Genomic DNA, 11384 nt, shown 5'->3' on the forward strand with positions numbered 1-11384 from the left:
TATGTCAAAAGATACATTTAAAAAAATATCTTCAGAAAGAACAGTGATATTGATTATCTGTCTGTTAGGGGTTATGTCTCAGTTTGCTACAGACAGTTTCTCACCGTCTTTACCACATATTATGAGCTATTTTGGAGCAGCAGCAAAAGATGTTAAGCTTACTGTTGGAATATATTTTTTAGGTATGACTTGCTCTGTGTTTGGTTTTGGTTATATTTCTGATAAATATGGTCGTAAACAAGCTCTTTTATTCGGATATATTGTTTTTTGTTTGGCTAGCATTTTATGTATGTTAGCACAAAGTGAAGATCAGTTATTATTCTTTCGTTTTCTACAAGGTGTAGGTATGGGAAGCTCTTTTATCTCTTTTAGAGCTATTATGAAGGATGTATTTAGTGATAATAGTTCTTTAGCTAAGGCTAGTCTTGTGATTTCTAGTATTGTATCTCTAACACCTCCTTTGGCACCTATAACAGGAGGAATAATTCAAGAATGTATAGGATGGCGTGGTAATTTTGCATTACATTCATTTATGGCGATTATTGTAATGATTCTGATTGTAAAGTATTTACATCTAGAAGTCATACCAAAGAGTAATACTAGGCTTCTAGAATCGTATAAGAAAATATTATCAAATAAAACTTTCGTTATAAATGCAGGTTGTAGTGGTTTAGCTTTATCATTAGTATTTGTATTTGTTACTCTTTCACCATTTCTTTTTCAGGTTCTTTTAAAATTTTCAGCATTTGAATTTTCACTTTTATCTACACTTGTTATAGTACCACCAGCTTTATTTTTATTTTCTTTTAAAAATAAAGTAGGTAAATTAGATATGAATAAAGTTAGCTTATGTAGTGCATCTTTTTCTGTTTTTTGTGGATTAATGTTGGCTCTTTCGTATTTTATTTTCGGCTTAAATACTATAGTTATAATAGTGTTATGTGCCTTAGCATTTTGTGGTAATACTTTTCAATACACTGCAACTTATGTATGTGCATACAAAGATGTTAATACAGAAGTCGGTGTAGCCTCAGCAATGTTTGGTTTTATACAGATTGCTGTTGCAACAGTGGTGTCATCTGCTATTTCATATGTGAATTTAAATAATCAGACTATTTTTGGAATATTGATGGCTACTCCTCCATTATTGATAGTATTGTTAAAAATAATTGATATCAAAAGTAAGGCAAAGTAACAACTGTTTTACAAAATAAATCTTTTTTGCATAGTATATTCAAAACTAATACAATGGATAGTACTGTACTTTATGTAAATGTGATTATGAGAAAATTTAAATATATATTGGCAACGATGGCTTTAGCAACGCCTATTGTATCTTTAGCAGCAGATTACGCAGCATTAGAGAAGGAGCTAAAAACAGCGGAGTCTAACTCTCAGTCAAATTATGGTGGTGGTACATCTGCTATGCAAGGAGGTTTTGATCAACAGAAGCAACAAAATATTGGTAGATCAATATATGATCAAAATAGAGGTGTTTCTGAAAGACAGCAAGGAAATAATATAAAAACGACATATTTTGGAGATCAACAGGGCCAACAAAATTCGAGTAGATCAATATATGAACAAAACAGAGAGAATTCTCAAGTTCAGCAAGGTTATAATCAAGAAAATAACATAAGGACGACTAGTTTTGAAGGTCAATAAAAAAACTCGTCTTAATCGTCAAATAGTTCTGGGGAAAACTTGTTTGAGCATAATCAATAAAAGAATCATTGAATTAGAAAAATTTACGCAAAAAAACATTCCTGAACTTTTATCTCAGTTAGAAGGTCAAGATATTCGTTTTTTATATCAATTTGGCGGTATTAATTATAAGTTTCCTCTTGACTCTAATCAAATAATACAAACCATGGAGAGTAGGTCTAATTTACTTTTTAATGTTTTAGATAATAATGGAAAATCTATAGGGCATTGCCAAATAATTAGATTAGATCAAAAAAATCGTAAAGCATCTATAGGTAGGTTGCTCATATATAAAGAGTATCGATCCAAAGGTTATGGTAAATTGATGATACAAGGGCTTTTAGGTTTTGCTAAGTCTATAGGTCTACAGTATATAACTCTTAGAGTTTTTGATTTTAATATTTCAGCAATTAAATGTTATGAAAATATGGGGTTTAAGAAGATTTTTGAAGAGTATTTAGATATTAAAGATTTAGAAGAAAAATGGAAGATAATCTCAATGGAGATTGAGATTTAGGATTATTATTTTTCTATAACTATATCAGGGAAGTGAGCTTTAACACACTTAGTATAGTCACCTGGCGTGAACGCTGAATATGGAGTTTGATATCCTACAAGTTTACAAGCATATGATTTGCCGCCAGGATTATTGGCATTATAGCTAAAGTCTTGTTCCCAGTAGATTTTTAATTCGTATTACTTTTTATCTATATTAATTAATCTGATGCTTGATATTTGCTTTCGTAAGAAAATAAATCATCCATATAGCTGCAACAGCGCTAACTAAAACATATATAGAGTACGAATAGTTTGGTAAGACTGTATTCCATTGTAGCTGGAAGTTTAGACTTGATGACATCAAAATTGTAGCAATAATTGCTATGGAAAAACTACCTCCTAACTGAATTATTGCGCTATTAATTGTTGTTCCAGCAGAAATATCTTGTGGTTTTAGGCTTTTATAAACTCCTGTATCTAAAGCTATATTTAGCCCACTTAATGCCCACCCCATTAGGAAAATGGTAAGCACAAAAGCATATAAGTTAAAATATATGAAAATTGCAACTAATAATAAATTAGTTACTACTACTAACACTAACATGATCAATATAAATTTTTGGAAAGAGAACCTTGCTAGTAAAGGTTTTATGAAGCGTTTAGCAATCCATACACCAATAAGCATTGGGAGTATAGTTAATCCAGAATTAAAAGCAGAAAAGCCTAGTTTTGTCTGTAAGTATAGCGGATATAGGAAGCTATACCCCATTAAAAATAATCTTGTAATAGTGTTCATGATAGCAAAAAAACGAAATGAAGGGTTTTTAAATAGTCTTAAATCAATAATGGGGTGGTTATATTTTTTTATATGTGCGAAATAAACAAGCATTAATAAAATACTAATAATAAAAGATGTTCCCTTGGTTGCTAGATTTATTGATTGTTCAGTAAGAGTGTCCATAGTAAATAACAATAGTACGAGACTAGCACTTATCAAAATAAATCCAAATAGATCAAATTTGGGTACTGGTATAGGAGGTATTTTTGGAAAATAGTAATATAGAGACCATATTGCAAACAGCCCAACTGGAATGTTAATGAAGAATATGATTCGCCAATTTAACCAGGTTGTAATAGCACCTCCGACAAGAGGACCTAACAAAGGTCCCATTACTACAATTGTTGAGATAAAAGACATTGCAGAGATAATATTTTTTGGATACATTTTAACCATAATTATTCGTGATACTGGCACAGAGAATGCACCACAAGCACCCTGAAGAGCTCTAAATATAACAAGTTCGATTTCATTGTGAGATAAGCCACAGGCAATAGATGTTAAAATAAAGCCAGATGTTGCTAATAATAATACTCTGACAGCACCATATTTATCTGATACCCATGAAGCGCAAGGGATAAACATTCCAAGGGTTAGTAAATAAATAGATATAGCTATTTTGAGCTGGATTGGATTGATTTTAAAGTCATATGCTATTTGTGGCAAAGATGTGCTTAGAACCATTATGTCTATCATTTCCATTAACATAATAAGAGCGATGGTCAGAAGAATAAGTCGATCTTTTTTATGAAAATGTTGGTTTGTATTTTCTAAAGAAGCTTTAGTGTGAATCATATGGTTTTAATATAATTAAATATTTTCTTAGGTAATTTATCATATTATTATATTTACCTTTTTAAATATTTACCACTCTCTGCCTATTTGCACTTGTTTCTAAATATAACTTAATTGATTCACCTTAAATTCATACTGGTGCTTTGATATTTTATTTGTGCATATTTTAGAGGTTATCATAATTTTACATATCTAGGATAGTCGAATAAAGTTGTTATACAAAAGATAACGCTTAGAGTTTTTAATATTAAATGTTTATGAAATATTATAGGGTTTAAGAAGATCTTTGAAGAGTATTTAGATATCGTAAATTTAAAAGAAAAATGGAAGATAATCTCAATGGAGATTGAGATTTAGATTTATTATTTTGTTATAACTATATCAGGGAAGTGAGCTTTCACACACTTAGTGTAGTCACCTGGAGTAAATGCAGAATACGGTGTCTGGTATCCTACAAGTTTACAAGCATATGACTTACCGCCAGGGTTGTTAGCATTATAGCTAAAATCTTGTTCCCAGTAGATTTTAGTAGCGCCAGCACCTTCTGCATCAAATTGTTTCATGCCTTTACATCCTAAAACTTCATTATTTGGTATAGTTACACCAAGTTGTTTAGCAAAGTTGTCATAATAGTCTATACGGTTTTTAGATTGTGCAACTTCAACACTTCCGCCACACTCAACACCACCGTTAATTATTTGAGTAGTTACACCAAATCCTGGAGTTAGGCCATTACTAATATCACGTTCATTTGGCTGCCATGTACCATCTATTACATGAAGCATAGATGGTTTTGGTGGTTGAGGATAGACAAAGAAGAATACAGCAGATGCTAAATTCAGCCATGTGTCAGCAACTAGTTCAGGCTTATCTAATAAAGTTCTTACATCACCATATATTGCTTGAGAGAATGGTCCATAGTTATAGTTGTAGCTTAATTGTTTTGCACCACGACCAAAGTAAGATTTATAATCGCCATTTTCAAAAGTGCCACAAGGCCAAGTTTGCCCTTGCCATACATCAGGGTTACATTCACCATTATAGCCGCCGCGCATATTTTCGTCCCAACCCATTTCACGAACATGGACTAGTCCTTGACGCCATTCAGGTACATCCCAGTGAGCAGTGTGCCCACCTGTTTCTTGTGTGAAATGAGCAAACATAGTAGCTAGTGATTTACGACAAATTGCGTCAGAATCTCTACCGTCTGTATATGTTCCACAGAATGCAGGGAATTTTGCAACAGCTTTTAAGAAGTTATCATAAGTATATTCAGGAGATCTTTTCGGGAACATATAATTCCAATCAGCTTCAGAGATTATACTTTCAACACGTTTTACATTCTCAGGATTATTAGGGTTATTAGCTGAGACAGCTTCTACAACCTTATTATCTCTTGTTACGATAGATTTTTTAACTTCACTCATAACGGGACCATTAGTTAACTCTTCTTCTTTTGCATTTAGAGCTGCTTGAGTAGTTGTATATGTATCACCAGGAGCTGGCGTTGGATCAGTAGGATCTGTCGGTTCACTAGGATCAACTGGATCGGTTGGATTAACAGGATTAGTAGAGTCATATATATCCCAAGCCGTTTCCCAAGCTGTTCCAGAGCCTGGTGCATAAGCCCATGCTGCTGAACTAGAACACCAAGCACCTACTCCAGATTTACATTGGTATAGTTTGCCATTTGAAGATACTATATCGCCACTTTTATACTGTGTGCCAGCATTATATGTTTGATAGTCACTACTTGGATCAGTTGGCTCAACTGGGTCTGTCGGTTCGACTGGATCTGTTGGTTCAACAGGGTCGGTAGGCTCAACTGGATCAACAGTTCCTCCATTACCAATATGGAAATTTAGAACATTGAATACAGGTTTGCTAGGGGAGAAGCTAAAGCTAATAGCTTGCCCAGCTTTTGCAATAGTTGGCTGACCTCCCCATTGTTTTGATGTGATTGAGACTGTACCGTTGCTTGCTTCTGTTAGAGTATGGTTTCCTATACCCCAGACACTGCCTACTTTACCATCACTTAGTTTAAAGCTAATTGGATTAGTTTCTAAGTTTGTATCTTTATCGCATTTAAAGGTGATCTTACCTGTCCAACCTGAGGTAACATCTTCTAATTTACAATCAGCAAAAGCTACTGTACTTATTAAAGACAGAGTTAACGCTGTGATTGTTTTTATATGTACCTGTATCATTTTAGTACTCCTTATATTAATATACAGTTTTATACTAGTCGTCACTATGGACATATTTCGAGTTTATATGTCTTTTTTTACCAAAACAACGACTTTTGATATATAAAATAATAGCTTAATTTAGAGTAAATTTAATATTGTTAAAATTGATAGTTTGAGTTAAAAAATAACAAGTTTATATTAATATTTAGTTAGGATAAATTTATTTATGATAAGGGTGACCTTCTAAAATTGTATAAGCTCTATATAACTGTTCTGCAATAATAATACGCACAATAGGATGTGGAAACGTCATTTTAGATATGGATATTTTTTCTTTAGCAATATCTTTAATACTTTGATGAATCCCATCTGGACCACCGATTAATATTACAACATTTGGATTATTAAATTTCCAGTTTTGCATTTTATCAGCTAGATCTTCTGTAGATATGATTTTAGATTTCACATCAAGGATAACTAAGTGATCAGAGTTATTGATCTTGCTTAAAATTATCTTAGCTTCTTGTTCCATCCAGATACTTGGATTACCTGTTTTAGTTCTTTTTGCTATTGGAAGCTCTATTAGCTCAAGTGGAATAGATTTACTAAGTCTTTTCTTATACTCATTAAATCCATCTATAACCCACTTAGGTGGTTTTTCTCCTAGAGATATTATTTTTATTTTCATATACTATCTTGTAAAACAGATAAGATCATCTTTGGATAGATCTTGGTTAAACTCATACCCGGCAACATTAAACTTTTTAATGCTATTAATATCTTCTATTTGATTCTCAAGGATAAACCTTGTCATTAATCCACGAGCTTTTTTAGCATGAATACCAATAGTTTTAAAAGTACCATTTTTGTTCTCTTTAAAATCTATATCTAACCATTTAGCATCAAGAGCTTTTTTGTCTATAGCTTGTGAATATTCGTTAGAAGCAAGATTAATTAGAGTTTTATTCTTCTGCTTAGCAAAGAAGCTATTTAATTGTGGTGTGATTTTAGCTTGCCAGTATTTGTGTAGGATTTTTTCATCAATTTTTACTTTTGTACCCATTTCCAGTCTATAAGCTTGTATCAAATCAAGAGGGCGGATAAGACCATATAGACCAGATAACATTAATAAATGATCTTGCGCATATTTGATTGTTTTAGTATCAAGGGTCTCAGCATCTAAACCCTTATAAACATCACCGCTAAAAGTGAAAATAGCAGCTTTAGAGTTTGAAGTATTATAGTTATTTGGATCGAAACTATTATGTTTATCAAATACTTCTTGAGCCAATTTAGGACTAATTTTCATAAGTTTTTCAATTTCATCTACTTCATAATGTTTTAACTTATTAATCAAAAGATTGATCTGATCTTTAAATATAGGCTGTGTAAAGTCGTAGTTTTCTTTTAAAGAGTCAAAGTTTTGGCTCTTTGCTGGAGATATTACTATAATCATTTTATTACTATTTTGTGAATACTTTTGGCTTAATAATACCAATTTATATTAGATAATGGAATTTGCTTTGTTAGCTTGTAATTTATATATATATCTAGTAACATATGCATTGCTAACTTGGTTTCCACGCAATGGTAGATTGTGAACCCCGCTAGATCCGGAAGGAAGCAACGGTAACAGTTAATCCATGTGCCGTGTCAAGGCTAAGTTAGCACTTCGAATATTTAAATCATTTTGGTATATCATTTATAATATTACTGCTTTAAAGTATGATTTAATAAATATAAATCATGTTTCTTGTTATAAAATGAATTTTCCTAAGTTAGAAGACATCATTAACTATGATATTAATCATGGTTTTCCTGGCGCAGCTATAAGTGTTTTACATCAAGGCAAAGAAGTTTATAAGAAGATTTTTGGCTATGCTTGTCGTTATGATAAAAAAGCTCAGCAGCTTAGAAATCCTCAAGAATTAAGTCAGAATATGCTATTTGATGTCGCTTCGATAACAAAAGTTTTTGCGACTACTTATGCGGTTATGTATCTTTATCAACGTAATCTTATAAGCTTAGATACTGTAATTATAAAATATATTCCTGAGTTTAGATTTGTTAATACAGAATATATTCCAACAGTCCGTGATTTACTTAGTCATACTAGTGGAGTCGCGCCATTTTTTGATTTTTATAATAACCAAACAGCTGGCTCATTATATAGTCAAAATCGTCATACAACTATAGAGTTTCTAAAAACAAAAATGTCGATAGTAGAGTCGCCACATAAGTATTGTATATATAGTGATATAGGTATGCAGATACTAGGATGTGTTATTGAAGCTATTACAAAGCAACGACTAGATATTTTTCTTGAAGAGAATATTTATTCTAAGCTAGGCTTAAAAGCAACATGCTTTAATCCATTAGAGAAAGGTTTTTTACCAGAAGGTATTGTTGCAACGCAAGTTGATGGGCATTGCAATTTTGGCACCACGAATTTTAATAATATAAAAACAGAAACGCTAAGGGGCTATGTGCATGATGAAAAAGCGCTATACTCTATGGCAGGAGTAGCGGGACATGCAGGATTATTTTCTACAATTGATGACGCAACCACGCTAGCAGAATTAATATATAAAGATAATGCATTTTTTTCACAAGATACAGTCAAGCTTTTTAGTCAGTCATCTGATACAAATGAGGCTTTTGCTTTAGGGTTTTGGACTGCAAAAGGTCGAAAGAATAGACATTTGTTTGGAGAAAGGTGTAGTGATCAAACAATAGGCCACTCTGGTTTTACTGGTCAGTGTCTTGTTTCTGACCCTAAAAATAAGGTTACTGTTATGATTATGACTAATAGTGTGCATAGTCCTATTATCTATCCTAAGATATTTGAAGGCAAAACATTTAGAACAGGCTTGTATGGACAATTAATAGATTCAGTTTATGATGAATTAGGAATATAGGAGATATTTGTGAATTTAAATTTTAGATATAGTTTTAAATATATATTAGCAGTATATATATTGGCTGCAATTTTAGGTGGCTATGCTTTTTGGCTATTGTTGGCGGAGTAGGCGAGGAGATTAGCCATAGCTTTCATTTAAATACACACCAATTATCGATACTACTAGGATTAGTATTTCTAGGAGGAGTTTTAGCAAAAATAATTTGGTTGGCTACTGATTATATTGGACGAAAATTTATGATTTTAATTTTCGTAGCTTTTTATATTATTGGAACCTACATCTTTGTTATAGCTCAAGGATATGAAACCTTGATTATTGCAAGGTTAATTCAAGGAGGGTCGATATTATTAGGGTCTTATGCCTTTCCTATATATGTGACAGAAATATCCCCAGCTGACCGACGCGGTAGATATGTAGCTTTGTTCCAATTGTTATGGACTGCGGGGATGTGTCTGTCAGGAATTTTAATATTTTTGTTTTATAAAACATTTAATTGGAGTGAGTATTTCACTATAACTCTGACTTTTGGAATTATTCTGCTTATAGCTTCATGTTTTTTACCATCTAGTCCAACGTGGTTAGTTCTTAAAAATAAAATTGATAAGGCTTATGATGTAGTTAAAAAAACACAACCTAATCTTACAGATGCAGAGATTAATAAACATATTGATGATATTAAAGTTAGTTTAAGAACACATGCACCTAGAACGTTTATTAGTAAAATCTTAATAGGTAAAGATATTTGGCCTGTTGCAATAGTTACTATTGTCTTAATCCTAAATCAGCTTACAGGGATTAATTTTATTGTTTTCTCATCTGAATTAATAATAGCTCCGTTAACATCAAGTAGCTATGTTGCCCATGCTGCTAATTTTCTTATCTTGGCGGTTAACTTCATTATTACAATTTTGACAATATTTTTTATTGATAAATGGGGTAGAAAAAGAGTTATTTATCTAGGTTTAACAGTTGCATTGATTAGTATGTTAGGGTTGATTATTTTATATAGCCTACCAGGCTTTGCATATAATTATATATTAGTAATTATATTGCTAACAACATGCATTGCTGGTTTGGCTTTTGGACCTTCTGGAGTAATTGTGACCCTTATAAATGAATTATTACCAAATAGAGTAAGAATAATAGGAATATTTATGGCAGGAGTTATTTCAATGCTATTTTCATTTTACTTTATAGGTTATTTCTTAAAAGTGGGTCAGGATTGGGGCTTTAATGTAATGTTTGGACTGTTGTTTATAAGTTCATGTATCTATCTTTGGGTTGTTAGAAGATTTGTCCCAGAAACATCAGGTAAAACATTAGAAGAGATTGAAAATGAATTTGAGTAAACAATGCTATAGTTTTTGCTTATTAGTTTATTAATTATAATATATTTAACTTAATAATGGTGGTGAGACATAATAGATACTGTAGTTATTAGAAATCTAAACAGTAGGGAGATTAGATGAGAAAAATAATACTAGCAGTGTCGATGATTATGGCTTCTATAATGTTTAGCTTTGGCGACGGTTTGCGTGAAATTGGTAACTATTCTAGTGCTAACTTTCCACCACCTGTGCTTGAGTTAGCTATGTAAGTTTAATTTCACTTATGGGCTAGTGTATACCAAAAGTAGTGTTACTAATAAAATACCATATGTTTTACCTTTAAATGAAGTAATAGCTTTTTATTCCGATGAATAGAAATATATATTTACACACCTCCAGCATTTAGTCTAGATTTATCTGTTTCTGGGACAAGTCTTAATTTAGCTATTTTAGCTATTGCATCCCAATCCTCTTGTGAAATATAAATACCTTTTTCAAGTATGTTATTTTTCTTTATTAATAAGGTTTTATGATCTAAATAATCGTCATATAAATTAGAATTTGGTAATGTTATATTTTCTTTTCTAATATTTATCTCTAAGTTTTGACTATCAATATATTTTGCATCTACTAGTGAAAAATATATATTGGGTGCTTTATCTTGGGGGTTTATTATATATATTGTACTTTTACCGCTGGATTTATTTGACCACTGCGCTTTTACTGATAAGCCTTTATTTGCTAATCTTTGTAAAAAACCATATGCTAGTGAGCGGTTATGGCAATTTTCTATAAATAAATTAACTTCATTATTAGTGTCTAAGAATGACTGTGCATAAGCTAATATATTAGCAAGGTAGCATAGTATGCTTCCTCCGTGAAGATTTACTTTTAATTCTGTTTCAGATTCTTTAATTTCAGCAGGTTTATAGCTATCATACTTTAAATAATTTAAAGCTTTAATAAAGTCTTTAATAGCATTTAACTCTATTAGTTCTGAATCTGCAATTATATTTGCAATAATAACAGCATCACCATATGGAACATTTAGCCCCCTGAAGGCTTTTCTACATATATTAACTATTTCATTGTGTGAAACATGCATTTTAAA

The 11384-nt window shown here is 31.7% G+C and carries 11 protein-coding genes, 1 other RNA gene and 1 pseudogene; 8 read left to right on the forward strand and 5 right to left on the reverse strand.

Annotated features, from left to right (window positions below; genetic code table 11):
• Window position 1 precedes the first annotated feature (1 nt).
• The 3 genes from F3D62_RS09115 to F3D62_RS09125 all read left to right on the forward strand — a co-directional run bounded on the left by F3D62_RS09115 (window position 2) and on the right by F3D62_RS09125 (window position 2221).
• Complete coding sequence (locus F3D62_RS09115; protein ID WP_150467938.1) at window positions 2–1195, forward strand: MFS transporter; 1194 nt, start codon at window positions 2–4, stop codon at window positions 1193–1195.
• An 86-nt stretch (window positions 1196–1281) separates the two neighbouring features.
• Window positions 1282–1665 carry a hypothetical protein gene (locus F3D62_RS09120; RefSeq protein ID WP_150467939.1) on the forward strand — a complete coding sequence of 128 codons (384 nt, stop codon included), beginning with the start codon at window positions 1282–1284 and terminating at the stop codon, window positions 1663–1665.
• Between the two features lie 64 nt (window positions 1666–1729).
• Window positions 1730–2221 carry a GNAT family N-acetyltransferase gene (locus F3D62_RS09125; RefSeq protein WP_150467982.1) on the forward strand — a complete coding sequence of 164 codons (492 nt, stop codon included), beginning with the start codon at window positions 1730–1732 and terminating at the stop codon, window positions 2219–2221.
• Window positions 2222–2416: 195 nt separating this feature from the next.
• Here F3D62_RS09125 and F3D62_RS09130 read toward each other — a convergent pair whose 3' ends face one another.
• On the reverse strand, window positions 2417–3835 hold the full coding sequence (locus tag F3D62_RS09130) for an MFS transporter (protein ID WP_150467940.1): 1419 nt from the start codon (window positions 3833–3835) through the stop codon (window positions 2417–2419).
• Window positions 3836–4102: 267 nt separating this feature from the next.
• Between F3D62_RS09130 and F3D62_RS13245 the strand changes: the two are divergent.
• A pseudogene (locus F3D62_RS13245) lies at window positions 4103–4192 on the forward strand (GNAT family N-acetyltransferase); the annotation flags it as partial.
• Between the two features lie 5 nt (window positions 4193–4197).
• Here the strand turns inward: F3D62_RS13245 and F3D62_RS09135 are convergent.
• The 3 genes from F3D62_RS09135 to yaaA form a co-directional block, all read right to left on the reverse strand.
• Window positions 4198–6042 (reverse strand): chitinase, encoded by a 1845-nt coding sequence (locus tag F3D62_RS09135; RefSeq protein ID WP_150467941.1) that lies wholly within the window; start codon window positions 6040–6042, stop codon window positions 4198–4200.
• 202 nt (window positions 6043–6244) lie between these two features.
• Window positions 6245–6712: a 23S rRNA (pseudouridine(1915)-N(3))-methyltransferase RlmH gene (rlmH, locus tag F3D62_RS09140; RefSeq protein WP_150467942.1), complete on the reverse strand. Its 468-nt coding sequence runs from the start codon at window positions 6710–6712 to the stop codon at window positions 6245–6247.
• A 3-nt stretch (window positions 6713–6715) separates the two neighbouring features.
• Complete coding sequence (gene yaaA, locus F3D62_RS09145) at window positions 6716–7480, reverse strand: peroxide stress protein YaaA (RefSeq protein WP_150467943.1); 765 nt, start codon at window positions 7478–7480, stop codon at window positions 6716–6718.
• A 115-nt stretch (window positions 7481–7595) separates the two neighbouring features.
• On the opposite strand from yaaA, the gene ffs reads away from it, so the two are divergent.
• The 4 genes from ffs to F3D62_RS13050 all read left to right on the forward strand — a co-directional run bounded on the left by ffs (window position 7596) and on the right by F3D62_RS13050 (window position 10542).
• Window positions 7596–7692: signal recognition particle sRNA small type (ffs, locus tag F3D62_RS09150), an RNA gene on the forward strand.
• 95 nt (window positions 7693–7787) lie between these two features.
• Window positions 7788–8942: a serine hydrolase gene (locus F3D62_RS09155; RefSeq protein WP_150467944.1), complete on the forward strand. Its 1155-nt coding sequence runs from the start codon at window positions 7788–7790 to the stop codon at window positions 8940–8942.
• Between the two features lie 89 nt (window positions 8943–9031).
• On the forward strand, window positions 9032–10294 hold the full coding sequence (locus F3D62_RS09160) for an MFS transporter (protein WP_191092581.1): 1263 nt from the start codon (window positions 9032–9034) through the stop codon (window positions 10292–10294).
• Between the two features lie 116 nt (window positions 10295–10410).
• A complete protein-coding gene (locus F3D62_RS13050) occupies window positions 10411–10542 on the forward strand; it encodes a hypothetical protein (RefSeq protein ID WP_263478759.1) in 132 nt (43 codons plus the stop codon).
• 116 nt (window positions 10543–10658) lie between these two features.
• Here the strand turns inward: F3D62_RS13050 and F3D62_RS09165 are convergent, their stop codons facing one another.
• Window positions 10659–11378, reverse strand: coding sequence for a DUF3726 domain-containing protein (locus F3D62_RS09165; RefSeq protein WP_150467946.1), 720 nt, complete (start codon window positions 11376–11378; stop codon window positions 10659–10661).
• Window positions 11379–11384: the final 6 nt, after the last annotated feature.

It is taken from the genome of Francisella sp. SYW-9 (assembly GCF_008711465.1).
Taxonomy (GTDB): Bacteria; Pseudomonadota; Gammaproteobacteria; order Francisellales; family Francisellaceae; genus Francisella.

Bases quoted from the DNA above. Each gene is read 5' to 3' on its own strand.
- F3D62_RS09115 (WP_150467938.1), top strand. From the start codon at position 2: ATGTCAAAAGATACATTTAAAAAAATATCTTCAGAAAGAACAGTGATA.
- F3D62_RS09120 (WP_150467939.1), top strand. From the start codon at position 1,282: ATGAGAAAATTTAAATATATATTGGCAACGATGGCTTTAGCAACGCCT.
- F3D62_RS09130 (WP_150467940.1), bottom strand. From the start codon at position 3,835: ATGATTCACACTAAAGCTTCTTTAGAAAATACAAACCAACATTTTCAT.
- F3D62_RS09135 (WP_150467941.1), bottom strand. From the start codon at position 6,042: ATGATACAGGTACATATAAAAACAATCACAGCGTTAACTCTGTCTTTA.
- rlmH (WP_150467942.1), bottom strand. From the start codon at position 6,712: ATGAAAATAAAAATAATATCTCTAGGAGAAAAACCACCTAAGTGGGTT.
- yaaA (WP_150467943.1), bottom strand. From the start codon at position 7,480: ATGATTATAGTAATATCTCCAGCAAAGAGCCAAAACTTTGACTCTTTA.
- F3D62_RS09155 (WP_150467944.1), top strand. From the start codon at position 7,788: ATGAATTTTCCTAAGTTAGAAGACATCATTAACTATGATATTAATCAT.
- F3D62_RS13050 (WP_263478759.1), top strand. From the start codon at position 10,411: ATGAGAAAAATAATACTAGCAGTGTCGATGATTATGGCTTCTATAATG.
- F3D62_RS09165 (WP_150467946.1), bottom strand. From the start codon at position 11,378: ATGCATGTTTCACACAATGAAATAGTTAATATATGTAGAAAAGCCTTC.